General features: G+C 74.7%; 20 protein-coding genes and 1 riboswitch. Of the genes, 13 read left to right on the top strand and 7 right to left on the bottom strand.

Annotation, left to right across the window (positions count from 1 at the left end; translation table 11 throughout):
- Positions 1–61: 61 nt before the first annotated feature.
- The gene (locus DS079_RS07665; RefSeq protein ID WP_126986309.1) at positions 62–457 is read right to left on the bottom strand and encodes a PLD nuclease N-terminal domain-containing protein; all 396 of its coding nucleotides are present in this window, start codon (positions 455–457) and stop codon (positions 62–64) included.
- A gap of 305 nt (positions 458–762) precedes the next feature.
- Here DS079_RS07665 and DS079_RS07670 point away from each other — a divergent pair, with 305 nt between their 5' ends.
- The gene (locus tag DS079_RS07670; protein WP_010550372.1) at positions 763–1,131 is read left to right on the top strand and encodes a DUF4229 domain-containing protein; all 369 of its coding nucleotides are present in this window, start codon (positions 763–765) and stop codon (positions 1,129–1,131) included.
- A gap of 133 nt (positions 1,132–1,264) precedes the next feature.
- Here DS079_RS07670 and DS079_RS07675 read toward each other — a convergent pair whose 3' ends face one another.
- From DS079_RS07675 to DS079_RS07685, 3 genes are all read right to left on the bottom strand, one after another.
- Positions 1,265–2,164, bottom strand: a complete 900-nt coding sequence (locus DS079_RS07675) for a 1,4-dihydroxy-2-naphthoate polyprenyltransferase (protein WP_126986311.1) — start codon at positions 2,162–2,164, stop codon at positions 1,265–1,267.
- Between the two features lie 266 nt (positions 2,165–2,430).
- Complete coding sequence (locus tag DS079_RS07680; protein WP_126986313.1) at positions 2,431–3,795, bottom strand: AMP-binding protein; 1,365 nt, start codon at positions 3,793–3,795, stop codon at positions 2,431–2,433.
- 1 nt (position 3,796) lies between these two features.
- Positions 3,797–4,792: a 1,4-dihydroxy-2-naphthoyl-CoA synthase gene (locus DS079_RS07685; RefSeq protein ID WP_126986315.1), complete on the bottom strand. Its 996-nt coding sequence runs from the start codon at positions 4,790–4,792 to the stop codon at positions 3,797–3,799.
- Positions 4,793–4,952: 160 nt separating this feature from the next.
- Here DS079_RS07685 and DS079_RS07690 point away from each other — a divergent pair, with 160 nt between their 5' ends.
- From DS079_RS07690 to DS079_RS07705, 4 genes are read left to right on the top strand one after another with little or no spacing between them, the layout of a single operon-like run.
- A complete protein-coding gene (locus DS079_RS07690) occupies positions 4,953–6,005 on the top strand; it encodes a hypothetical protein (RefSeq protein ID WP_126986317.1) in 1,053 nt (350 codons plus the stop codon).
- Between the two features lie 51 nt (positions 6,006–6,056).
- Complete coding sequence (locus DS079_RS07695; protein ID WP_126986319.1) at positions 6,057–7,034, top strand: o-succinylbenzoate synthase; 978 nt, start codon at positions 6,057–6,059, stop codon at positions 7,032–7,034.
- A 51-nt stretch (positions 7,035–7,085) separates the two neighbouring features.
- Positions 7,086–8,882, top strand: a complete 1,797-nt coding sequence (gene menD, locus DS079_RS07700) for a 2-succinyl-5-enolpyruvyl-6-hydroxy-3-cyclohexene-1-carboxylic-acid synthase (protein ID WP_126986321.1) — start codon at positions 7,086–7,088, stop codon at positions 8,880–8,882.
- A gap of 22 nt (positions 8,883–8,904) precedes the next feature.
- Positions 8,905–10,338: a trypsin-like peptidase domain-containing protein gene (locus DS079_RS07705; RefSeq protein WP_126986323.1), complete on the top strand. Its 1,434-nt coding sequence runs from the start codon at positions 8,905–8,907 to the stop codon at positions 10,336–10,338.
- 109 nt (positions 10,339–10,447) lie between these two features.
- Here the strand turns inward: DS079_RS07705 and DS079_RS07710 are convergent, their stop codons facing one another.
- Positions 10,448–11,746, bottom strand: a complete 1,299-nt coding sequence (locus DS079_RS07710; protein ID WP_164736155.1) for an isochorismate synthase — start codon at positions 11,744–11,746, stop codon at positions 10,448–10,450.
- A 161-nt stretch (positions 11,747–11,907) separates the two neighbouring features.
- Here DS079_RS07710 and DS079_RS07715 point away from each other — a divergent pair, with 161 nt between their 5' ends.
- A complete protein-coding gene (locus DS079_RS07715; protein ID WP_126986327.1) occupies positions 11,908–13,467 on the top strand; it encodes a cell division protein PerM in 1,560 nt (519 codons plus the stop codon).
- Here DS079_RS07715 and DS079_RS07720 read toward each other — a convergent pair.
- Positions 13,445–13,873 (bottom strand): hypothetical protein, encoded by a 429-nt coding sequence (locus DS079_RS07720; RefSeq protein ID WP_126986329.1) that lies wholly within the window; start codon positions 13,871–13,873, stop codon positions 13,445–13,447. The two genes, DS079_RS07715 and DS079_RS07720, sit on opposite strands and share 23 nt — an antisense overlap.
- Before the next feature lie 102 nt (positions 13,874–13,975).
- Between DS079_RS07720 and purN the strand changes: the two genes are divergently transcribed.
- The 3 genes from purN (at position 13,976) to ppk2 (ending at position 17,527) form a co-directional block, all read left to right on the top strand.
- Positions 13,976–14,548, top strand: a complete 573-nt coding sequence (purN, locus tag DS079_RS07725; protein WP_126986331.1) for a phosphoribosylglycinamide formyltransferase — start codon at positions 13,976–13,978, stop codon at positions 14,546–14,548.
- A 123-nt stretch (positions 14,549–14,671) separates the two neighbouring features.
- Positions 14,672–14,753, top strand: a riboswitch (ZMP/ZTP riboswitch).
- 29 nt (positions 14,754–14,782) lie between these two features.
- Positions 14,783–16,438, top strand: a complete 1,656-nt coding sequence (purH, locus tag DS079_RS07730) for a bifunctional phosphoribosylaminoimidazolecarboxamide formyltransferase/IMP cyclohydrolase (protein WP_126986333.1) — start codon at positions 14,783–14,785, stop codon at positions 16,436–16,438.
- Between the two features lie 183 nt (positions 16,439–16,621).
- The gene (gene ppk2, locus DS079_RS07735; protein WP_126986335.1) at positions 16,622–17,527 is read left to right on the top strand and encodes a polyphosphate kinase 2; all 906 of its coding nucleotides are present in this window, start codon (positions 16,622–16,624) and stop codon (positions 17,525–17,527) included.
- Between the two features lie 75 nt (positions 17,528–17,602).
- Here the strand turns inward: ppk2 and aspA are convergent, their stop codons facing one another.
- Positions 17,603–19,135 (bottom strand): aspartate ammonia-lyase, encoded by a 1,533-nt coding sequence (gene aspA / locus DS079_RS07740; protein ID WP_126986336.1) that lies wholly within the window; start codon positions 19,133–19,135, stop codon positions 17,603–17,605.
- Positions 19,136–19,219: 84 nt separating this feature from the next.
- On the opposite strand from aspA, the gene DS079_RS07745 reads away from it, so the two are divergent.
- The 4 genes from DS079_RS07745 (at position 19,220) to galK (ending at position 23,578) form a co-directional block, all read left to right on the top strand.
- Positions 19,220–19,510 (top strand): DUF3017 domain-containing protein, encoded by a 291-nt coding sequence (locus tag DS079_RS07745; protein ID WP_126986338.1) that lies wholly within the window; start codon positions 19,220–19,222, stop codon positions 19,508–19,510.
- 90 nt (positions 19,511–19,600) lie between these two features.
- Complete coding sequence (locus DS079_RS07750; protein ID WP_126986340.1) at positions 19,601–21,103, top strand: threonine/serine exporter family protein; 1,503 nt, start codon at positions 19,601–19,603, stop codon at positions 21,101–21,103.
- Complete coding sequence (locus DS079_RS07755) at positions 21,100–22,176, top strand: lactonase family protein (RefSeq protein WP_126986342.1); 1,077 nt, start codon at positions 21,100–21,102, stop codon at positions 22,174–22,176. Before DS079_RS07750 ends, DS079_RS07755 begins: the two co-directional genes overlap by 4 nt.
- Positions 22,177–22,336: 160 nt before the next feature.
- Positions 22,337–23,578 (top strand): galactokinase, encoded by a 1,242-nt coding sequence (gene galK / locus DS079_RS07760; RefSeq protein ID WP_126986344.1) that lies wholly within the window; start codon positions 22,337–22,339, stop codon positions 23,576–23,578.
- Positions 23,579–23,604: the final 26 nt, after the last annotated feature.

The raw sequence follows: 23,604 nt of genomic DNA on the forward strand, positions 1-23,604 counted from the left end.
TGACGCCATGCGGCGCGCCGAAGCGCGGATCGCCGAGGCGGAACCTCCCGGCCCAGCCTGCTCAGGCGCTGCGGCCGGTGTCGGTCCCGCTGTCGCCGGGGCCGTCGTCGAGCTCGCCGGAGTCGCCGGAGTCGCCGGGGCCTTCGCCGCGCTCGCGACGCTCACGACGCTCGCGGCGGATGTCCTCGTCGAGCTTGCGCAGGAACTCGGGATCCTCGTCGGGGGCGAGAGGGCCGTCGCGCCGCGGACCCGGGCTGCCGGAGGAGCCTCGGCCCCAGGAGCGCTCCTTGCCCACGAACAGCCAGGTGAGCGGTCCCACCCAGGGGATCAGCACGATCAGCACGATCCATGCCCATTTCGGCACACCTCTGACCTTGTCGTCCTGGGTCTGCACACAGTCGGCGAGTGCGAAGACGGTCAGGGCGATCGAGAGGACTGCCAGGATGCCGCGGGCCATGGGGACAGTCTAGGCCGCGGACCTGGGACGGGGCCGGGGACTCTGGACCGGATCGGGGACTCGGGACGGGGCAGGGGGGCTCTGGACCAGATTGGGGGCTCTGGACCAGATCGGGGACTCAGGACGGGATCGGGGACCGGGCAGGGACTCGGGACGAGACCGGAGTACGGCAGGGCTGCCCATCGCGTCCGCGGCAGGGCTCGCCGCGCGCGCCGTGATCGCGGCCCGCAGCCCGCGGCGTGATCCTGGCCCCGAGCCGCCTCCGGGGACAGCGGGTTCCCGGACGGGGGACCTAGTCTGGAGCGATGCGACAGTTCCTGCTCTACGCCGTCATCCGCCTGGGCCTGTGGATCGCCCTGTGGTGGGTGCTCACCGTGGTCGGGGTGGGCGTGATGCTCGCCGGCGTGCTCGCGGCGTTGATCGCGATGCTGATCTCGATCCTGTTCCTGGACCGCCTGCGGGACGCCGCGGCGATGCGCTGGAAGGTCGCGCACGAGCGCAGGGTCGAGAAGCGCGGCGAGACCGTGGACGAGGACGCCGAGTACGAGGACGGGCTCTTCGCCGACGAGGTCCGGATCGACGGAGAGACGCGGGCGGGGGACTCCGCCGCAGGCCCCGCGGACCTGCCCGACCTCCCCGAGGACGGCACGAGCGACAGGGATACCAGGGCCTGAGTCGCCCCCAGGGAGCTCAGCGCGCTGACACGCTGCCCTGAGCCCTGAGCCCTGAGCCCTGAGCCCTGAGCCCCCAGCCAAGGGCCCGCTGCTCCCCGGATGGTGCGTCCTGCGGACCAGCGGTCCGACGAGGTCAGAGCACCAGGCCGACGAGCAGCAGCAGCAGCGAGAAGACCAGCTCGAGCCGTCCGGTCGCGCCGAGCACGGGGATCAGGTCCCGGCCCATCGCCCCGCCGAGCACCTTCCGCACCGGACCGATGGCGAGCGGCAGGGCGAGCAGCACGAGCGCCGCGGGCCAGTGCGCGATGATCACCGGCACCATGAGCACGAAGGGCGCCAGCAGCGTCGTCGTGTAGAGCAGGCGCGTGCCGCGCTCACCGAGTCGGACCGCGAGGGTCCTCTTGCCGGAGACGGCATCGGTGGGGATGTCGCGCAGGTTGTTGGTGAGCATCAGCGCGACGGCGAGCAGCCCGATCGCGACCGAGGCGAGCAGCGCCGCCCAGGAGGGGCGGCCCGTGATCGCGAGCGCTGTGCCGTTGACGGCGACGAGACCGAAGAACACGAACACGAAGAGCTCGCCGAGGCCCAGGTAGCCGTAAGGCTTCCTGCCGCCGGTGTAGAACCAGGCTGCGGCGATCGCGGCGGCGCCGACGACCAGCGCCCACCACATCTGCGCCACGGCCACCAGCACGACGCCGAACAGGCCGCCGAGGGCGAGGGAGATGATCGCGGCGCGCTTCACGGTCGCGGGGCGGGCGGCGCCGGAGCCGGTGAGGCGGAAGGGACCGACCCGGTCGTCGTCCGTGCCGCGGATCCCGTCGGAGTAGTCGTTGGCGAAGTTCACGCCGATCTGCAGCGAGAAGGAGACGGCGAGGGCCAGGAGCGCTCGGGGGATCACCAGCGCCCAGTCGACCGCTCCGGTGAGCTCGCCGAGCTGCCACACGGCGACGCCGGTTCCGGCGGCGACGGGGGCGAGGGCGGCGGGGAGGGTCTTCGGGCGGGCGCCCTCCACCCACTGCGGCAGGCTGGCCATCGTGCTCCTCACGCGTGCTGGGGCCGGCGGTCGACGGCCCCGACGAGCTTACGCCGCGGCGCGGCGCCGGACCGTCCCGTCGACTGTGAGTCGTGACCCGAGTGACGAGCACCGGGCCACCCGGATGCCGGGCCCCCGCGATGCAGGATCGGCCTGATGCCGGGCAGCTCCGATGCCCCGCCGCCGCTCTGCTCGACGTCCGTGGCGTACGGACTCCGCGGCCTCCCCGACGGCGCGGCCGACGGGCAGGGCGGGGCGGCGGACCCTCAGCCGCCGGCGAGGCGGCGGGCGGCGGCGCGGTCCACCTTGCCGATGCCCAGCAGCGGCAGCTCCTCGACGACGTGGACGCGCTTGGGGATCATGTGCGCGGGCACCTCGGTGGTGCGCAGCGCGGAGCGGACGAGCGCCGAGGCCTCCGCGGGGTCCGTGCCCTCCTCGAGGGTGACCAGCGCCTCGACCCGCTGGCCCCATTCCGGATCGGGCACCCCGACCACGACGGAGGTGCGGACCAGGCCGCGCAGCATGAGGGAGCGGTCGATCGCGCGCTCGACGTCCTGGGGGAGGACCTTGCGTCCGCCGGTGTTGATCACGTCGTCGGCCCGGCCCAGCACGGTCAGCGCTCCGTCGTCCCCGATCTCGGCGAGGTCGGAGGTGAGGAAGGCGCGGTCCGCGCTCTCGCGGGAGACCACAGCGCCGGAGACTGCGGCGTCGGCGGCCGGCCCGTCGGCCGACGGGGAGGCGCCGGCGAACACTCCGCCGTCGGTGCCGCCGCCCTCGGTGAGATAGCCGAGGGCGAGGGTGGGGGAGGAGATCCGCAGCCGGCCCGCGCCGGACTCGTCGGGGTCGAGCACCGACAGGGACACCCCGGGCAGCGGCCGACGGTCGTAGACGCAGCCGCCCGCGGTCTCGGAGGAGCCGTAGGTGGTGCGCACCGGGATCCGCTGCCCGCGGGCGCGGGCGAGGACGTCGGTGCTGGTCGCCGCTCCGCCGACGAGCACGGCGGCGAAGCGCTTCAGCAGGCCGCGGGCGCGGGCGTCGTCCCCGGTCGCGCCGGTGACGATGCGGGTGAGCTGGGTGGGGACGAGGGAGGTCATCGCCGGCAGCCCGGCCCGCTCCGCCTGCTCGAGGACGGGTCCGGCGAGCTCCACGAAGGCGGCGGCGTCGAAATGGCCGCGCAGGTCCGGCAGCGGATCCGGAAGGGCGGGCCCCGGAATGCCCTGCACCTGGCCGGTGCGGTGCGCGCGGGCGAGGACCTGCACCCCGGCGATGTGCGTGGGCGGCAGCAGTGGCAGCCAGAACCCGTGCCCGCGGGAGTCCGGGGCGGTGCCGTCGGCGGCGAAGAGCTGCGCGGTCGCGTCCTGCGAGGCCCTCAGCGCCGCGAGGCTGAGCGCGACGGCCTTCGCGGTGCCGGTCGAGCCGGAGGTCGGGACCACCAGCGCCGTGTCCTCGAGCCCGGCGGGCAGCCTGTCCGGGGCCGGGAAGGGCCCGAGCCACAGGCGCGCCCGGCCCGCCATCACCTCGCCGATCGCCTCGGAGTGCGCGGCGAGAGAGGCGGCGGAGGCGTCGTAGGCGGGCGGGACCAGCCAGGGCGGGGACGCGGCGGCGGGGCCGTCGGGCAGGGGCGCGGCCATCTCAGCCCTGCGGGTGGGGGAAGGAGGTCCAGTCGGGGTCGCGCTTCGCGAGGAAGGCGTCGCGGCCCTCGGCGGCCTCGTCGGTCATGTACGCCAGACGCGTCGCCTCCCCGGCGAAGACCTGCTGGCCCATGAGGCCGTCGTCGGCGAGGTTGAAGGCGAACTTCAGCATCCGGATCGCCTGCGGGGACTTCGTCGCGATGGTCGCGGCCATCGCGAGGGCCTGCTCCTCGATCCGTGCGTGGTCGACGACCCGGTTCACGGCCCCCCAGTCGTAGGCGTCCTGGGCGGAGTACTCCTCGGCCAGGAAGAAGATCTCCCGCGCCCGCTTCTGCCCGACCTGCTTGGCGAGATAGGCGGAGCCGTAGCCGCCGTCGAAGGAGCCGACGTTCGCGTCGGTCTGCTTGAAGCGGGCGTGCTCGCGGGAGGCGATCGACATGTCCGCGACCACGTGCAGGGAGTGCCCGCCGCCGGCGGCCCAGCCGTTCACGACCGCGATCACGACCTTGCCCATGGTGCGCATGAGGCGCTGCACCTCGAGGATGTGGAGGCGACCCGCGGAACGGGTGCGCACGGAACCGGTCTCCTCCACAGCCTCCTCTGCGGCGTACTCGTAGCCGGCACGGCCGCGGATCCGCTGGTCGCCGCCGGAGCAGAAGGAGTGCCCGCCGTCCTTGGGGGAGGGGCCGTTGCCGGTCAGCAGGATCACGCCCACCCCGGTGTCGAGCCGGGCATGGTCCAGCGCCCGGTACAGCTCGTCGACCGTGTGGGGGCGGAAGGCGTTGCGCACCTCGGGACGGTCGAAGGCGATCCGCACCGTCGGGAGGTCCCGGGAGGTCAGCTCCCCGTCCGGCGACTCGATCCGCTCCACGGCGCGGTGGTAGGTGATGTCGGTGAGCTCGGGACCGCCGTGCTCGTGCGCCGGCACCTCCCGCCAGCGGCGGGGATCGAAGGTGTCGGAGACCCGACGGGGCAGCGGAGCGGGCGGGGTCGTCATGGCCTCCAGGGTAGTCCGGGCGGGGTGGGCCGCGGAGCGCTCCGGGGCCGGCCGCGGGTGCGCATCTCGAGAGCCCCGGTGCGCGGGCCGAGCAGGAGTCGTCATGCGGTGGTCATCTGAGGGTCGCCCGTGCTCCATCGGGCCGCGGCACCCTGGGCGCATGCATCCTCGACCCTCCCGCCGCGCCCTCCTCGCCGCCACGGCGCTCTCCTCCGCGACCGTCCTGCCGGCGCTCCTGACCGACTCCGCGACCGCCGTCCCCGCCTCGGACGGGCCGCGCTTCCGCATCGCGGTCGCGACCAACGAGCCCTGGGGCACCTACCACGTCAGGCCGGTGCTGGACGACATCGCCGCCCGCGGCGGCGAGATCCTCCAGGTCGTCCCCGACCTCGAGGGGATCGGCGCCGAGGAGACGGTCCCGGTCCGCACGCTCGAGCAGATGCGGGCCGAGGACGTCGACCTCCTCGTCGTCAGCGGCGCGACCGACTGGCCCGGACAGGTGGCCGAGGCCCTGCCCGACATCCCGGTGCTCGCCTCGAGCCTGGCCTACATGAACGCGGTCGAAGGGCCGCACGCCGCCGCGCTCCGCCCCCGGCTGCTGCCCGGCACCGCCAGCTCGGACGCCGAGGCCGAGACCTTCGCCGTGCACATGGGCGTGCCCGTCCCCTCGCTGCGCGTGGTCGGGATCCCCGAGCTCGACGACCTGCCGCAGCGTGCCCCGGAGTCCGGCACCGTCCTGGTCGCGACCTCGGTGACGCACGCCGACGAGACCGGCGGCGCCGCGCCGGGCGCCGAGCTGCTGCTCGAGACCGCGCACGCGCTCGCCGACCGGGGACGCAGGATCCTCGTCGGCCTGCACCCGCGCGAGGACCGCTCGCTGTGGAGCGACTTCGAGATCGCCGAGGAGGGCACGCTCGCGGCCTCCGCCCGCGCCGAGGCGGTCGTCGGCATCCCGGGATCCGTGTTCCCGAAGATCGCCGCCGTCGGCACGCCGCTCGTCGGGATCACCGCCGACGGGATCCAGGTGCCCCAGTACCTCCTGGACCTCGGCGCCTCCGCCGCGACCCTCGAGGAGGCGCTCGCCGCCGTGGAGAGCGCCGAGCCGGTGGACAAGCGGACGCTGCGCCACGTGGTCGGCCCGCTCGGCCGCGCCGGGACGACCTACGCGCAGGTCCTCTTCGCCGCCGCGCGGCGGGTCGGGCGCGAGCGCTGACCCGTCGCGACGCCGGAGGCGCGACGGAGACGGGCTGACTACCCTGGCCCGATGCACATCCCCACCCCCCTCCGCGAGCGCGGCATCGACCGCGTCCACGCCTGGTCCATCCCGATGACCACCCGTTTCCGCCGGATCACCGAGCGCGACGGACTGCTGCTGCACGGTCCGGAGGGCTGGGCGGAGTTCTCCCCGTTCTGGGACTACGACGCGGCCGAGTCGACGGCCTGGTTGCGCGCCGCACTCGAGGACGCGACGACGCCCCGCCCCGCACCGCGGCGCGAGGAGGTCGAGGTCAACGCCACGATCCCGGTGCTCCCGCCGGTGCTCGCGGCGCGGATCGCGACGGTCGGCGGGGCGCGGACGGCGAAGGTGAAGGTCGCCGACCCCGGCTCCGACCTCGCCTCCGACGCGCAGCGCCTCGAGGCGGTCCGCGACGCGATGGGCTCGGACGCCCGGATCCGCATCGACGCGAACGCCGTCTGGACGTTCGAGGAGGCGCTCGAGGCGCTGCCCGTCCTGGACCGGGCCGCGGGCGGGCTCGAGTACGCCGAGCAGCCCTGCGCCGCGCTCGAGGACCTCGCCGCGCTGCGCCGCGCCCTCGACATCCCGATCGCGGCCGACGAGTCGGTGCGCCGGGCGGAGGACCCGCTCCGGGTCGCCCGGGCCGAGGCCGCCGACCTGCTGGTGATGAAGGTCCAGCCGCTCGGCGGCGTGACCCGCTGCCTCGAGCTGGCCGAGGAGGCGGGGCTGCCGGTCGTGGTCTCCTCCGCGCTCGAGTCGAGCATCGGCCTCGGCGCGGGGCTCGCCCTCGCCGCGGCGCTGCCGGAGCTGCCGCACGCCTGCGGTCTCGCGACCGCGACCCTGCTCACCGGCGACCTCGCCCCGCAGCCGCTGCACGCGACCGGCGGCACGCTGCCCGTCGGCCGGACGGCGCCGAGCGAGGAGCTGCTCGCCCGCCACGCGGCCGACGACGCCCTCGCCGCGCGCTGGGAGGAGCGGCTCGCGGCCTGCGCGTCCCTGCTCTGACAGCACGTGAGCTCTGACAGCACGTGAGCAGGCCGGGACTACGCTGACGGGGTGCACGAGCCCTCCGCCCCGATCCCCGCTCCGCTGACGATCCCCGCGCCCCGGCCCACCGGCTCCGGCGCGGTGGACCAGGCGGTCGCGGTCTGGTCCGCACTCGCGGAGCTCGGACTGGCCGAGGCGGTGCTCAGCCCCGGCTCCCGCTCCGCGCCGCTGGTCTACGCGCTCGCGGCCGACGAGGTCGCCGGTCGGATCCGTGCCCACGTCCGGATCGACGAGCGCGCCGCCGCCTTCACCGCCCTGGGTCTCGGCCGCCTGGATCCCGCCCGGCCCGCCGCGGTCGTGACCACCTCCGGCACCGCCACCGCGCACCTCCACGCCGCCGTGATGGAGGCGCACCACTCGCGGATCCCGCTGCTCGTGCTCACCGCGGACCGGCCTGCCGAGCTGCGCGAGGTCGGCGCGAACCAGACCACTCGCCAGGCCGGCATGTTCCGCTCGCTGGTGCGCCTGGCCGTGGACCTGCCCGCCCCGACCGCCGAGGCGGCGAGCCCGGTCGAGCTGCGCACCGCGGTCTCCACCGCCGCCCGCGCCCTCGCCGCCGCGACCGGGGAGCACCCCGGTCCCGTGCACCTGAACCTCTCCTTCCGCGACCCGCTCGTGCCCCGCGCAGAGGAGTCGGAGCAGCCCGACAGGACCGCGGCGCCTGAACGGATCGTCGTCACGCGGCGCGTCCCCGCCCCGGCGCCCGCCCCGCAGCCGGTCCCGGTCGACTCCCGCACCGTCGTCGTCGCCGGGGACGGGGCGGGGCCGGCCGCCGCCGCGCTCGCCGATGCGCACGGCCTGCCGCTGCTGGCCGAGCCGAGCTCCGGCGCGCTCATGGCGGACGGCCTCGTCCCCCGTCATCCCGCGCTGCTGCGCGAGGTGATGGCCGATCCCGCGCACCCGCTGCGCCCCCGCCGTGCGATCGTGCTCGGTCACCCCACGCTGTCCCGGCCGGTCGTCGGCGCGCTCCTGGGCGCGCCCGACGTCGAGGTGGTCGTCGTGGACCCGCATCCGGACTGGCCCGACGTGGCCCGCCGCGCGAGCCTCGTGGTCCCCGCCGCGATCGGGCAGGAGATCCCCGGGACGGGGCAGGAGGCGGCCGGGGCCGGGCAGGACGCGGCCTCGGCCGGGGCCGCGCCGGCCGCGCCGGCCGCCCCGGAGATCGACCTGGTACAGCGCCGCGCGTGGGTCGAGGCGTGGCGCACCGCGGCCGACGCCGCCGCAGCCCGGCTGCCGCAGCCGTGGCAGCAGCGCGCCGCGCTCGCCGTCTGGGAGGCCTCCGGGCCGGGCGACCTGCTCGTGCTCGGCTCCTCGAGCCTCGTGCGCGACCTCGAGCAGCACGCCGGGCCCACCTCTGCGCAGGTGATCGCCAACCGCGGCCTCGCCGGGATCGACGGCACCACCGCCATGGCCGGCGGCCTCGCCCTGGCACGTGCTGCACAGGACGGGCCTGGGGAGCGGGGCCGCACGCGTCTCCTGGTCGGTGACCTCACCGCCCTCCACGACCTCACCGGCCTGCTCGTCGGCCCGGAGGAGCCGCGCCCCGAGCTCGACGTGATCGTCGTCGACGACGGCGGGGGCCGCATCTTCTCCGGCCTCGAGCACGCCGCGGCGCCCCCTGCGCTGCTGCGCCGCTTCTTCACCACCCCGCACGGCGCCGACATCGCCGCGGTCGCCGCGGGTCTCGGCGCCGACGCGCGCTCCCTCGAGGCCGACGAGCTGCCGGCGACGCTCGCCGAACCCGCGCAGGGCCTGCGCGTGCTCGTCGTCCAGGAGTCGCTCAGCGAGGTCCCGAGGAACTCTTGAGCGCGAGTGGTGACATGACCCCATGAACGACGAGCACGCCCCGCAGCCGCCCCGCGACCCGAGCGCCGGGACCCCGGATGCCCCGTACGGCACGACCCCGGCCTACGGCAGCCCTGCCCCCGACGACGGGGCGTCCCCCTACGCCGCGTCCTACGGCGCAGGTCCGGCCTACGGCGCAGGCCCGGCCTACGGCGCGGCTCCGGTCCACGGCGCGCCGTCGGCCGAGACGACCGAACAGCTCCCGGCCGCCGCCTCCCCGTTCGATCACGCCGTCCACGGCTCCGCCGCTGCCGACTCCGGCGCCCCCGCGCCGGTCGCCACCGGGGCCGCCGGGACGGCCGCGCCCCGCCGCGGCCCGGGCTGGGTCGGGACCAGCGCCCTCGTGCTCGCCGGGATGCTGCTCTCCAGCGGCCTCACGCTCGGCGGCGTCGTCGCCTACGACCAGCTGCAGGGCGACGAGCCGGTCGCCGCCGCGCAGGACTCGCAGACCTCCGAGGCGCGACCTGCCGCGACGACCACCGCGGAGGACCCGGACTGGGCCGCGATCTCCGAGCAGGTCTCCCCGAGCGCCGTCTCGATCCTTTCCTCCACCGGCTCCGGCACCAGCCAGGGGACCGGCGTGGTCCTCGACGAGGACGGCACGATCCTCACCAACGACCACGTCGTCGGCGATGCCGAGTCCCTGCAGGTCACCACCAGCGACGGACGCAGCTTCGCCGCGAGCGTCGTGGGCACCGACCCCTCGACCGACCTCGCCGTGATCCGCCTGGAGGACCCGCCCGAGGACCTGCAGCCCGCGACCTTCGCGGACTCCTCCACCGTGGCCGTGGGCCAGCCCGTGATGGCTCTGGGCACCCCGCTCGGCCTCGAGAACACGGTCACCACCGGCATCGTCTCGGCGCTGGACCGGCCGGTCAGCGCCACCGGCGAGGAGACCGACGGCTCCGACACCACGTTCACCTCCGCGATCCAGACCGACGCCGCGATCAACCCCGGCAACTCCGGCGGCCCGCTCGTGGACGCCGCCGGGCAGGTCATCGGCATCAACACCGCGATCGCCTCGATCCCCAACGAGTCCGGGCAGGCCGGCAGCATCGGGCTCGGCTTCGCGATCCCCGCGAACACGGCGATGCTGATCGCCGAGCAGCTCCAGGACGGCGGCACCGTCCAGCACGCCTTCGTCGGCGTGACCACCACCGACGGCACGGCCGACGACGGCAGCGCCGGCTATCGCGGCGCGGAGGTCGTCGCCGTGGAGCCGGGCAGCCCCGCGGCGGAGGCGGGACTGGCCGAGGGGGACCTCATCACCGGGATCGACGACACCCCCGTCGGCGGGGCGGGCGCCCTGACCGGCATCGTGCGCGGACTCGAGGTCGGCTCCACCCACACGCTCGAGCTGGTGCGCGACGGGAAGGTGCAGACGCTCGAGATCACCCTCGCGGCCCGGGAGGGCTGAGCAGCGGAGACCTCGTGCCCGCCCGGCCGTCGCTCGGGCGGCGACGTGCCGGGCGGCGCAGTACGACGCAGGGCCTCGTCCCGTGCCCTCGGGCGCCGCGCCCCGGACCTCAGGCCTCGGCGTCGCCGCGCAGGGACCGCAGCATCGGACGGCACTTCGCGAGCGCCTCGGCATGCTCGGAGACCGGGTCGGAGGCCGCGACCAGCCCGCCCCCGGCCTGCAGCACCGCAGAGCGATCACCGGTCAGATGCGCCATCCGCAGCGCGATCGCCCACTGGCCGTCACCGCTCGCGTCCATCCAGCCGACCGGGGCGGCGTAGCCGCCGCGGTCGTGCGGCTCGAGGCGGGCGATGATCTCGTCGGCCTGCTCGCGCGGCGTGCCGGAGACCGCCGCCGAGGGGTGCAGGCGAGCGGCGACGTCCAGGCTCGTCACCCCCTCGTGCAGGCGCGCCGAGACGTCCGAGGCGAGGTGCTCGAGCCCCGGCAGGCGCAGCACGAACGGCTCCGCGGAGACCTCGATCTCCGCGGCGAGGTCCTCGAGCCGCTCGACCACGGAGTCCACCGCGTAGGCGTGCTCGGAGCGCTCCTTGCGATCGGCGCGGAACGCCCGACGGTCCGCCTCGTCGAGCTCGCCGTCGTCGGCCGCCGGCCGGGACCCTGCCAGCACGCGCGAGAAGACCCGCCCGTCCTCCGTCTGGGCGAGCATCTCCGGGCTCGCGCCGATCACGTCCTCGAGGTGGTACACCCAGGTGCTCGGGTAGGCGCGGGCGAGCCGCGTGAGCAGCAGGGCGGGGGAGAGCGGCTCCGGGGTGCGCACCGAGGTGCGCTCGGAGAGCACGACCTTCTCGGCGGCGCCGGAGCGGATCTCGTCCACGGCCTGCTGGACCAGCGCCTGGTACTCGTCGGGCGTGTGGTCCGCCTCGAGCTCGAGCGGCGAGGCCGCGGGCAGGTCGACGGGGGAGGAGGGGAACAGGTCGCGCCACGAGGCCGGCAGCTCCGGCTCCTCGTCGATCCCGACGACCGTGAGGAAGGCCTCCCCGTCGTGGACGCCGAGCAGCGCGCGCGGCACCAGCAGCGTCGAGGGGCGCTCGGAGGCGCCCGCATAGGAGAAGGAGCCCAGCGCGATCAGGCCGCTGGTGCGCACCCGCACCTCGTCGTCGACCCGGGCGCGGGAGGCGAGGTCGCGGAAGGCGGCGCTCGCGGCCGCGAAGCGGTCCGGGCCGGTGGTGCGCACGGACCAGGCCCGGCCCACGGCCACCAGTCCCTGGCCGTGCCGCAGCCAGGCGCCGGAGACCCCCGCGGGGACATGGCCCAGCAGGTCCACCGGCTCCTCGATCCGCACGGTGCGCACGAGCGGCGTCGCGGTGGCGGGTGCGGAGGGGTCGGGGAGCGTGAGAGGAGCGGACATCCGTGTCATTATGCGACACCCCCGCGCCGCCGCGCCGTGACCCGCGTCCCGTCCCCGGATGCGTCCTGCGGAGGGGGCGAGGTGCGACCATGGTCCGGCGAGAGACCGCGGGCCCGGCACCGACCGGGCGCCTTCCCCCCCCACCTCCCGAGGAGCATCGCGTGAGCACAGACGGCGACAGCATCACGACGCCCCTGGTGCGCGGGCTCCTCGCGGCGCTGTCCGTGCTCGGGATCGGCCTGGCCGTGGTGGTCGTGCCGGCGCTGGCGGCGCAGGTCGCCGGCACCGCCTCGAGCGCCACCGCGCTGGACGCCGTGCTGATCTCGCTGAACGTCCTGGTGCTCGGGCACGGCGGCGGGATCATGCTGAGCACCGGCGTGATCGACGGGGCGGTCACCCTCACCCCCGTCGGCCTGCAGATCCTGCTCGTGCTCCTGGCCGCGCTGTCGCTGCGTCGGGTCGGCCACCGCCTCGAGCTCGTGCGCGGCGACGGCGTGCTGCGCGTCGGGGCGCTGCGGGATGCGGGCGTGTCCCTCGCCGCCTTCGGCGGGACCTACGCGATCGGCCTCGCCGTGCTCGCCGCGATCGGCCGCAGCGCGGATGCCGCGCCGATGGTGACCTCCGCCGTCGTCTCCGGGGCGCTGGTCGCCGTGGGCGGCGGACTGATCGGCCTGCTGTGGTCGCTGCGGCGCGAGCCCACCACGGCGGTGCCGGGCGTGCGCGTGCTCGAGCTGCTGCCCGCCCCCTACGGCGCGGTCGCCCGCTCCGCCCTGCTGGCGGTGCTGGGTCTGTTCGGCGCCGGGATGCTGCTGGTGCTGGTCCTGATGCTCACGCACGTGCCGGCCCAGTCCGCGCTCTTCGACCAGCTCGACCCCGGGATCGTCGGCGGCCTGGTGCTCACGCTGCTGCAGCTGGCGCTGCTGCCGCTGCTGGCGGTGTGGGCGCTGGTGGTGCTGCTGGGCGGCACGGTCGTGGTGGGCACCTCCACCGGGATCTCCCTCGCCGAGGTCCAGACCGGCGTGCTGCCGGTCCTCCCGATCCTCGGCGCGCTGCCCGAGCCGGGCGACCTGCCGGGAGCGACCTGGGCGCTGATGCTGGTGCCCGCGCTCGCCGTCGGCCTCGGCGCCGTCTCCCTGGTGCGGGACGTGGCCGAGCTCGAGCGGCGCGAGCAGATCACGGCCTGGATCGCCTACCCGGTCGTGGTGGTCGTCGCGGTGCTGCTGCTCGCCGGGCTCACCACCGGCGGGATCGGCGACGGCCGCCTGGTGCACCTCGGCCCCGCCATGGGCACCCTCGTGCTGCCGCTGCTGGGCGTGGTCGTGCTCGCGACCGGGCTCGTGCTCGCCGTCCTCGCCACGGACTTCGTGCCGTGGACGCGGCGCAGCATCGCCTCCCTGCGCGAGCGCGTGGACGCCGCCGAGTCCGAGGAGCGCGGCGAGGACGCCGGCCGGCGGGGGAGCTTCGGCTCGCGCGGGAGGACCGGCGGAGCGGCGGCCGACGGGACGGACGGCGACGGCGCGACGGCCGAGGACGCGGACACGGCCGACGACGAGCACCCGACGGACGCGGATGACGTGGACGCCTGGGACGAGGACGCCGAGGACGGCGACGACCAGGACGAGGATGTCGACGGCGCCCGGGACGAGGACGCCCGGGACGAGGACACCTGGAGCGCGGACGGCGCGGACGAGGACCCGCTCAGCCCCCGAGCAGGCCGCTGAGCCAGTCGACCATCGACCCCTGTGCCTCGGAGTCGCAGGCGGTGCGCGACTGCTCCGTGATCGCCGAGGCGCGGCACTCCTCGAGCTCGGCGAGCGGGCCGTAGAACAGGGTGCTCAGCAGCGCCCCGGAGATGATCATCAGCGTCGCCGGGACGCCGAGCAGACCCCCGATCACCACCATCGACCAGCGCCGGTCCTTCACCGACTGGACGATGACCGGCACCAGCAGCACGAGCGCGACCAGCCCGGTGACCCCCGCCAGCAGCGAGAGCGGCAGCGGCATCATCATCAGCAGCCACGAGGCGAGCAGCGCGATCGCGAGCGCGCCCACCCGGCGGCGATGGCGCCTCTCCGGGGTGACGTCGGAGCGCGGGGAGGAGTCGGGATCGCTGTTCACCCCACCCATTGTGCCGTGCCCGCGGCAGGCGCCGCCGGACGGTCGGCGGGACGGCGTCCGGCCCCGCCGCCGCGGCGGGCCCCCGGGCGCGCAGCGCACTACCCTGGGACGGTGACCCGCACCCCTGTCGTCGTCCTGATCTCCGGCACCGGCTCGAACCTCGCCGCCCTCCTCGCCGCCGCGGCGGAGGAGCAGTGCACCTACGAGGTGGTCGCCGTCATCGCCGACCGCGAGGCCCCCGGCCTCGAGCACGCCCGCGCCGCCGGCATCCCCGCCAAGGTCGTGGCCCTGCGCGACCATCCCGACCGTGCCGCCTGGGACCGCGCCCTCACCGCCGCCGTCGCCGCCCACGCCCCGCAGCTCGTGGTGCTCGCCGGGTTCATGAAGCTCGTCGGCCCGCCGCTGCTCGAGGCCTTCGGCGGCCGGATCATCAACACCCACCCCGCCCTGCTGCCCGCCTTCCCCGGTGCCCACGGCGTGCGCGACGCCCTCGCCCACGGCGTGAAGGTCACCGGCTGCAGCGTGATCGAGGTCGACGCGGGCGTGGATACCGGGCGGATCCTCGCCCAGCGCGCCGTGGACGTGCTCGAGGAGGACACCGAGGAGGCCCTCCACGAGCGGATCAAGGCCGTCGAGCAGCCGCTGCTGGTCGAGGTCGTGCGCCGTCTCACCGCCGCCCGCTGACGCCTCCGGCCCGCCCCGTCCCGCCGGAAGCACGCGGCACCGTTCCGCTCCCGCCCGCCGGGACCCGCGCCCCGTCTCGCCGATGCCCGCCGGGGTCGGGGACGGGCGCGCGGACCGCTAGGCTGGGCCCCACACGACTGGCGCAGGTGGGGGACCACCGGGGAGTGTTGTGACGTCGGGGGCATCGACCGCCTGGGTGCCCTCCGCAAGCAGATCCGAACAGGAGCACGCCACGTGAGCACCGCAGAACGCCGCCCGATCCGCCGAGCCCTCCTCTCCGTCTTCGACAAGACCGGCATCGTCGACCTCGCCCGCACCCTCGCCGAGCAGGGCGCGGAGATCGTCTCGACCGGCTCCACCGCCTCCACCATCCGCGACGCCGGCATCGCCGTGACCGAGGTCGAGACCGTCACCGGCTTCCCCGAGATGCTCGACGGCCGCGTCAAGACCCTCCACCCGCGCGTGCACGGCGGGATCCTCGCTGACCAGCGCCTGGAGTCCCACCGCGACCAGCTCGCCGAGCACGAGATCGCCCCCTTCGACCTCGTCGTCGTGAACCTCTACCCCTTCGCCGAGACCGTCGCCGCCGGCGGCAGCTTCGCCGAGATCATCGAGAAGATCGACGTGGGCGGCCCGACCATGGTGCGCGGCGCCGCGAAGAACTTCGCCTCCGTCGCCGTGGTCGTGGACCCCGAGGGCTACCCGATCGCGGCCGAGGCCGCGGAGGAGGGCGGCTTCACCCTCGCCGAGCGCCAGGAGCTCGCCACCATCGCCTTCACCCGCACCGCCGAGTACGACGAGGCGATCAGCGACTGGATGCTCGGCCAGCTCGCCGAGGACGACGCGGACGCCGAGCCCGAGGTCGAGACCGGCGAGGAGGAGATCCCCTCGATCCTCGACCTCTCCGACGCGGACGCGGCCGAGCTCGGCATCACCGCGACCCTCCGCTACGGCGAGAACCCCCACCAGCGGGCCCGCCTCGCCGTCACCGACGAGACCGTCCCCGGCATCGCGGGCGCCGAGCAGCTCGGCGGCAAGGCCATGAGCTACAACAACTACGTCGACGCCGACGCCGCGGTGCGCGCCGCCCACGACCACGCCCGCCCCGCCGTCGCCGTGGTCAAGCACAACAACCCCTGCGGCGTCGCCGTGGTCGACGAGGGCCAGGACATCGCCCTCGCCCACGCCCGCGCCCACGGCACCGACCCCGTCTCCGCGTACGGAGGCGTGATCGCGGCGAACCGCACGGTCACCCTCGCCATGGCCCAGCAGGTCAAGCCGATCTTCACCGAGGTGATCCTCGCCCCCGGCTACGAGGACGAGGCCCTCGAGCTGCTGCGCACCAAGAAGAACCTCCGCATCCTGAAGCTCGAGGGGCAGTACTCCCGCGGCGTCGAGATGCGCGAGATCTGGGGCGGCATGCTGATCCAGGACGCGGACCGCGTCGACGCAGGCGGCGATGCCCCCGCCGGCTGGACCCTCGCCGCTGGCGAGGCGGCCGACGAGGCGACCCTCGCCGACCTCGAGTTCGCCTGGCGCTCGGTGCGCGCCGTGAAGTCCAACGCGATCCTCCTGGCCGCGGACGGCGCCGCCGTCGGCATCGGGATGGGCCAGGTCAACCGCCTGGACTCCTGCCGCCTGGCCGTCTCCCGCGCCAACAGCCTCGGCGAGCACGCCGAGGGCGAGGCCGCGCCGGAGCGGGCCCGCGGCGCGGTCGCCGCGTCGGACGCCTTCTTCCCCTTCGCCGACGGGGTGCAGATCCTGCTGGACGCCGGGGTGCGGGCGATCATCCAGCCCGGCGGCTCGATCCGCGACGACGAGGTGATCGAGGCGTGCCGTGCCGCGGGCGTGACGCTCTACCTCACCGGCACCCGCCACTTCGCCCACTGACCGCCCGGCACCGCCCGTCCGCGCCGCCCGGCCCGGACGGGCGGCGCCGCCCCGCCCTGCCCGCGTCGGCCTGCGCCGATCCCGGGCGGGGCTCCCCGACGGCGGAGGACCTCTGTTCACCTCCGGTCCATCCGTGACCTCTAAGCTTGGGCGCATCCACCAGCGAGCGCCGAAGGAGTGACCGTGAAGATCCCCGACAACCAGAGCCTGCGCGAGTACATCGAGCACCTGCGCGAGGAGGGGTACTCGGTCCAGGACGGCCACACCCCGGACCCGGACCTGATCGACCCGCAGGGGAACCCGGTCTACACCTGGCAGGAGGGGTATCCGTACGAGACCCGGATGGACCGGGAGGAGTACGAGCTGGAGAAGTACCAGCTCCAGGTCGAACTGCTGAAGTTCCAGTACTGGCTCGAGGACAACGACCAGAAGGCCGTCATCATCTTCGAGGGGCGCGACGCGGCCGGCAAGGGCGGCACGATCAAGCGCTTCACCGAGCACCTCAACCCCCGCACCGCCCGCGTCGTAGCGCTGAACAAGCCCAGCGACCGCGAGCGCGGCCAGTGGTACTTCCAGCGCTACGTCCAGCACCTGCCCACCGAGGGCGAGATGGTGCTCTTCGACCGCTCCTGGTACAACCGCGCCGGCGTCGAGCGGGTGATGGGCTTCGCGACCCCGGAGCAGTACGAGACCTTCATGAACCAGGTCCCCTACTTCGAGCGGATGCTGGTGGACTCCGGCATCCACCTCACCAAGTTCTGGTTCTCCGTCTCGCAGAAGGAGCAGCGCACCCGCTTCGCGATCCGTCAGCTGGACCCGGTGCGGCGCTGGAAGCTCTCCCCGATGGACCTCGAGTCGCTGGATCGCTGGGAGGCGTACACCGAGGCCAAGGAGGAGATGTTCCGCCGCACGGACAAGAAGTACGCGCCGTGGACGATCATCCGCTCCAACGACAAGAAGCGCGCCCGCCTGAACGCGATGCGCTACTTCCTCTCCCAGTTCGAGTACGAGGACAAGGACCACGAGATCGTGGGCAGCCCGGACCCGAAGCTGGTCATGCGCGGGAAGATGGAGGAGGCCGACGAGTGAGCCGCTGACGGCGCCGCTCGTGCGACGGGCCGGTCACCCCTAGGGGGGACCGGCCCGTCGGCCGTTCGGTGCGGCTCAGAAGTCCAGGCGCTCCGTGGGCGGAAGCGCCACCTCGCCCGAGTCGGGCTGCTCCGTGGCGGCGGCCGGCTCCGGCTCCTCGTCGAGCGCCGGGATGGTGCCGGTGGCCGTCGCCCGGTGCGGCGAGGTCATCGAGGCGGGGGAGAGCAGCCCGGCCAGACGGTCCTCGTCCAGCAGGCCGCGCTCGAGCACCAGGTCCCGGACCGGCCGGCCCGTCGCCAGCGCCTCCTCCGCGACCTCCGTCGCGGCCGCGTACCCGATCACCGGCACCAGCGCCGTGACCACCCCGATCGAGCGGTGCAGATAGTCCTCCAGCACCTCCTCGTTCAGGGTGATCCCGGCGACGCAGCGGTCGGCGAGGGTGTTCATCGCGCGGGTCATGATCTGCGTGGACTCGAGGATGTTGAAGGCGATCACCGGCTCGAACACGTTCAGCTGCAGCTGACCGCCCTCGGCCGCGAAGGTCACCGAGAGATCGTTGCCGATCACCTCGTAGGCGACCTGGTTGACGACCTCCGGGATCACGGGGTTCACCTTGCCGGGCATGATCGAGCTGCCCGGCTGCACGGCCGGCAGGTTGATCTCGTGCAGGCCGGCCCGCGGCCCGGAGCTCAGCAGGCGCAGGTCGTTGCAGATCTTCGAGATCTTCACCGCGATGCGCTTGAGGATCCCGGAGAAGGTCACGAAGGCGCCGGTGTCGCTGGTGGCCTCGACCAGATCCGCGGAGACCACGAAGGGCACTCCGGTCAGCTCGGCGAGCTCGGCCGTGGCCATCGCCGCATAGCGCGGATCGGAGGTGATGCCGGTGCCGATCGCCGTCGCGCCGAGGTTGATCTCCTGGAACAGCGTCGCGGTGCGGGTGAGGCGCTGGACGTCCTCCTCGATCGTGGTGGCCCAGGCGTGGAACTCCTGGCCCACGGTCATCGGGACCGCGTCCTGCAGCTGGGTGCGCCCCATCTTCAGGACCGAGGAGAACTCCTCGCCCTTCGCGCGCAGGGTGGAGATCAGGTGGTCCATCGCCTCGGCCAGCGCCGGGAAGGACAGCATGATCGTCAGCCGGATCGCGGTGGGGTAGACGTCGTTGGTGGACTGGCCGAGGTTGACGTGGTTGTTGGGGTGCAGCCGGTCGTACTGCCCCTTCTCGTGCCCGAGGATCTCCAGCGCGCGGTTGGCGATCACCTCGTTGGCGTTCATGTTCGTGCTCGTGCCGGCCCCGCCCTGGATCATGTCCACGATGAAGTGCTCGTGGAGGGCTCCGCCGATGATCTCCTCGCAGGCGCGGTCGATCGCCGCGAAGCGCTCGTCGTCGAGCGCCCCCAGACGATGGTTGGCGCGGGCGGCGGCGCGCTTGACCTGGGTGAGGGCCTCGATCATCCGGGGGAAGTGCTGCAGCTGCACCCCGGTGATGTGGAAGTTCTCGTTCGCCCGCAGGGTCTGGACGCCGTAGTAGGCATCGGCTGGGACGTCGCGGTCTCCGAGCAGGTCGTGCTCACGGCGGGTGCCGGTCGACGTCGCACCGGGGCTGGTCATCGTGGGATCCTCCAGATGTCGCTGTGGCCGACGGCTCTGCCGGCCCCTGCCAGGGTAGCGGGGCGTGGCCCGTACGATGGCCGGGTGCGCGCGCCCCGATCCCCCCACACGCTCCGCGCCGCCTTGCGGCGGCAGACGGTGCTCACCCTCGCCCTGCCCGCGCTCGCGCTGATCGTCCTGATCGGGGCGACGCTGTCGGCGCCGCTGGCCGGCGTGCTCCTGGCGGCACTGCTGCTGGTCCTCGCGCTGATGCGGGCCCTGCTGCCGGTGCGGGCGGTCGGCGCGCTCGCCGTCCGCTCCCGCGGCCTCGACGTCGCGGTGCTGCTCGCCCTCGCGCTCGGCATCGCGGTGCTGAGCACCTCCCCGAACCTCTGACCCGAAGCGCCCCGGGCGGCCCGTCGGGGTGTGAGCTTCGTCGGCCCGCCGGCGGGAGCGGGCCCGCCCGCGGTGTGGGACGATCGGTCCGTGCCCACCGACTCCGCCCGGCTCCATGCCGTGTTCGACCTCGCGATGAGGATCGGGGAGGGCCTGCTCACCAACGGTGCCGCCGCCTCGGAGGTCACCGCCACGGTGCTGCGGGTGACCAGCTCGTCCGGCCTGCGCAACGTCTCCGTGCAGGTCACCTTCAACGAGGTCACGATCTCCTATCTCGCCGACGAGTCCGCGACCCCGTTCACGAGGGTCCGCTCGGCAGGGGAGCGGACCCAGGACTTCGCGCGCCTGGCCGCCTTCGAGGACATCTCCCACCAGTACCTCTCCGGGGAGCTCCCGCTGGACGAGGCCCGGCACCGGGCCGCCGCGATCCCGCAGCGCCAGCCGCTGTACCGGCTCGTGCTCGTGGTCGCGGGCTTCGCGGTGATGGGCGGCGCGGCCGCGCTCAGCTTCGGCGCCGGCAGCCTCGTCGTGGTCGCCGCGACCCTCGCCGCCGGGCTGCTGATCGCGGCGGCGGAGCTGCTGGCCCGGTGGAGCATCCCGCCGTTCTACAGCCAGGCGCTCGGCGGGCTCGTCGCCGTCGCCGCGGCGATCGGGGTCAGCGCCATCGACCCCACCGAGAACTCCTCCATCGTCGTGGTCTCGTGCCTGATCGTGCAGCTCGCGGGGCTCTCCTCGATCAGCGCCGTGCAGGACGCGGTGACGGGCTGGTACATCACCGCCGCGGGACGCATGCTCGAGACGCTCATGCTCACCGTCGGCATCGTGGTGGGCGTGCGCGCCGGGCTGCTCGCGGCCGACGCGATCGGCGCGGACATCTCCGTGACCGCGTCGATGCCGCTGTCGATCACGACGGCGCTGGTGGTGCTGATCTCGGGGCTCGGCATGGGGCTCGGCTACGGCGTCGGCACCCAGACCCCGCCCCGGCTGCTGCTGATGGCCGCGCTGGTCGCCGCCGGCTCGGGCCTCGTCTCGCACCTGATCGCCGGGACGCTGCACGACCGCACCGTCGCCGTCGGCGTCGCCGCCTTCCTCACCGGCCTGGTCGCGACCGCGCTCGCCGACCGGGTGCGCGCCCCCTCGCTCGCCTTCGTCATGGCAGGGGTGATCCCGCTGGTGCCCGGCAGCCGGATCTACCGCGGCCTGCTCGGGTTGCAGGACGATCTGTCGGTGGGCATCTCCGAGCTGCTCGAGGCGGCGCAGATCGCGATCGCGATCGCCGCGGGCGTGGTGCTCGGCCAGCTCATCTCCTCGCGGATCATGCCCTACTTCCGCCGCAGCGGCATCGCCTACACCCCGGCGATCTCCTCGCCCTTCACCACCATGCGCCGTCGCCGCCTCTCGCTCGGCACGCGGTCGAGGCGGCGCCGTCGCGGCACTGCGGTGATCGAGCCGTCTACGATGACCGGAGAGATGACGGCGCTGTCACCGGCTCTGTTCGAGGACGCGGACCTGCTCGACGACCTCGAGCCCCCCGCGGACCTCGTGGACCGCGACCGCGGGGAGCGCCGCGACGAGGACGAGGAGGTCCCATGACCGAGAACGCACTGCTGGCCGTCGCCGGCTACTCCACCAGCGGCACCGGCCGCGGCCGCGGCATCGAGCTGCTGGCCCTGCGGTCCGACGGGCAGGACCTCGCCGTCGAGCGTCGTGCCGCCGTCGACCTGCCCGACCCCTCCTTCGTGCTGTGGAGCGAGGACGGCGCCCTGCTGCACGCGGTGCTCGAGACCGAGCCGACGCGGGTGGTCACCCTGCGCGTGGACGAGGACGGGGCGCGGGCGGAGGTCGTCGCGGACCTCGCGCTGGACGGGGCGGGCGGCTGCCACCTCGCCCACGGCAGCGACGGCCGCTCCCTCGTGATCGCCCAGTACGGCTCCGGCTCCGTGGCGACGGTGGGCCTGGACGAGGAGGGCCTGCCCACCGCGCAGATCGACCTCGACGACCACCACGAGCTGATCGACGGCATCGCGGAGACGGCGCCGCACCCGCACCAGGTCGTGGCGCTGCCCGGCACGGAGGCCCTCGCCGTCCCCGACCTCGGCCTGGACCGCGTGATGCTGTACCGCCAGGGCGCCGGCGGCATGATCGACATCGCCGGGGAGATCTCGCTGAGCCGGGGGAACGGGCCGCGCCACCTCGTGGCCGACCACGAGTCCGAGCAGATCCACATCGCCTGCGAGCTCTCCGGCATGGTCGCCACCGCCGTGCGCGCCCACGAGACCTCGCCCCGCTCCGTCCCCGCCGTCATGCCGCAGGCGCCGCGCCGCTGGGCCGTGCGCTCGATGATGCCGGCCAGCGGCAGCGAGTCCGCCGCCGCGCTCTCCCACATCGAGCTCGTCGCCGACGAGTCCGCGCTGCTGGTCGCCAACCGCGGTCCCGACACCCTCTCCCTGCTCTCCCTCGACGCGATGCGGCCGCAGCGCGTGGCCGAGGTCGAGGTGGGCGCGCACCCGCGCCACTTCACCCAGTGGGGCGACCTGGTGCTGGTCGCCGCGCAGGAGGGCGACCGGATCGACGTGCTGCGCCGTCGCGGGGAGGAGCTCGCGCGGGCCGGGGAGCCGATCCCCGCCCCGTCGGTCGCGTGCCTCGCGGTGCGCCCCGTGGCCTGAGGACCGCGTCCCGGGAGCAGTCTCCCGGGGCTCCAGTGAGCGGCCCCGCACCGGACCTGTTGCCGCCGGTGGCCACGAGACGGATAGACTCACCGGCGCCCAACCGGTCGGCCGGTGGGCTCCGTCGTGCCCTCGCCCCGTCCCGGAAGGACCCTTCCCGATGACCGCTGCCGCTGACTCCCGGACCGCTCCCGCCTCGCAGGGAGCGGTGCTCTCGGCCGCACCGGAGCGCTCCGCGGCCGCCGATCGCGCCGCCGAGAGGTTCGAGCAGTCCTTCGGCTACGCGCCCGACGGCGTCTGGTCCGCGCCGGGCCGCGTCAACATCATCGGCGAGCACGTCGACTACCAGGACGGCCTCTGCCTGCCGATGGCGATCTCGCACCGCTGCTTCGCCGCCGCCGCCCGCACCCCCACCTCGCGGGTGCGTCTGCGCTCCGCCCAGGACGACCTCGAGCTCGACCTCGACGCGGCCGAGCTCGAGCCCGGCGCGGTCGAGGGCTGGCCCGCCTACGTCGCCGGCGTGCTCTGGGCGCTGCGCCCCTTCATCTCCGGCGCCGTCACCCAGGGCATGGACATCCTCATCGACGGGCAGGTCCCGCTCGGCGCAGGCCTGTCCAGCTCGGCCGCGCTCGAGTGCGCCGCCGCCGAGGCGATCGAGGCGCTGCTGACCCTGGGCACCACGCCGCTGGAGCGGGTGCGCGCCGCGATCACCGCCGAGACCGACTTCGCCGGCGCCTCCACGGGCGGGCTCGACCAGTCCGCGTCGGTCCTCTCCCGTGAGGGACACGCTCTGTTCCTGGACTGCCGGGACTTCTCCACCCGCGCGGTGCCGTGGGACCTCGCCTCCCAGGGCCTCGCCCTGCTCATCACCGACACCCGTGCCGAGCACTCCCATGTCGACGGGGAGTACACGGCGCGCCGCGCCGACAGCGAGCGCGCCGCCGACTCGCTCGGCGTGCCGACGCTGCGCGACGCCGACCCGGCCCGGCTCGAGGAGCTCCTGGCGAGCATCGACGACGAGGTCGTGCGCCGCCGCGCCCGCCACGTGATCACCGAGATCCAGCGCGTGCAGGAGTTCGACGCGCTGCTCGCCGCCGGGACGGTGCGCGCGCACGTCACGGAGCTCGGCGCGCTGCTGAACGCCTCCCACGACTCGCTGCGCGAGGACTACGAGGTGACGGTCCCGCAGCTCGACCTCGCCGTGGACACCGCCCGCGAGGCCGGTGCGCACGGCGCCCGCATGACCGGCGGCGGCTTCGGCGGCTCGACCATCGCGCTGGTCGAGGCGGAGCAGGCGCAGTCGATCGCCGAGGCGATCGCCGCCGCCTTCGAGGCCGCCGGCTTCACCGCGCCGGAGTTCTTCCTGGCCCTGCCCTCGGAGGGCGCCGGACAGGACCGCTGAGCCGCGACGCCGGAAGGACCGGCTGA

The organism is Brachybacterium paraconglomeratum (assembly GCF_003994255.1).
Lineage (GTDB): Bacteria > Actinomycetota > Actinomycetes > Actinomycetales > Dermabacteraceae > Brachybacterium > Brachybacterium conglomeratum.

Bases quoted from the DNA above. Each gene is read 5' to 3' on its own strand.
- DS079_RS07665 (WP_126986309.1), bottom strand. From the start codon at position 457: ATGGCCCGCGGCATCCTGGCAGTCCTCTCGATCGCCCTGACCGTCTTC.
- DS079_RS07670 (WP_010550372.1), top strand. From the start codon at position 763: ATGCGACAGTTCCTGCTCTACGCCGTCATCCGCCTGGGCCTGTGGATC.
- DS079_RS07675 (WP_126986311.1), bottom strand. From the start codon at position 2,164: ATGGCCAGCCTGCCGCAGTGGGTGGAGGGCGCCCGCCCGAAGACCCTC.
- DS079_RS07680 (WP_126986313.1), bottom strand. From the start codon at position 3,795: ATGGCCGCGCCCCTGCCCGACGGCCCCGCCGCCGCGTCCCCGCCCTGG.
- DS079_RS07685 (WP_126986315.1), bottom strand. From the start codon at position 4,792: ATGACGACCCCGCCCGCTCCGCTGCCCCGTCGGGTCTCCGACACCTTC.
- DS079_RS07690 (WP_126986317.1), top strand. From the start codon at position 4,953: ATGCATCCTCGACCCTCCCGCCGCGCCCTCCTCGCCGCCACGGCGCTC.
- DS079_RS07695 (WP_126986319.1), top strand. From the start codon at position 6,057: ATGCACATCCCCACCCCCCTCCGCGAGCGCGGCATCGACCGCGTCCAC.
- DS079_RS07705 (WP_126986323.1), top strand. From the start codon at position 8,905: ATGAACGACGAGCACGCCCCGCAGCCGCCCCGCGACCCGAGCGCCGGG.
- DS079_RS07710 (WP_164736155.1), bottom strand. From the start codon at position 11,746: ATGTCCGCTCCTCTCACGCTCCCCGACCCCTCCGCACCCGCCACCGCG.
- DS079_RS07720 (WP_126986329.1), bottom strand. From the start codon at position 13,873: ATGGGTGGGGTGAACAGCGATCCCGACTCCTCCCCGCGCTCCGACGTC.
- aspA (WP_126986336.1), bottom strand. From the start codon at position 19,135: ATGACCAGCCCCGGTGCGACGTCGACCGGCACCCGCCGTGAGCACGAC.
- DS079_RS07755 (WP_126986342.1), top strand. From the start codon at position 21,100: ATGACCGAGAACGCACTGCTGGCCGTCGCCGGCTACTCCACCAGCGGC.
- galK (WP_126986344.1), top strand. From the start codon at position 22,337: ATGACCGCTGCCGCTGACTCCCGGACCGCTCCCGCCTCGCAGGGAGCG.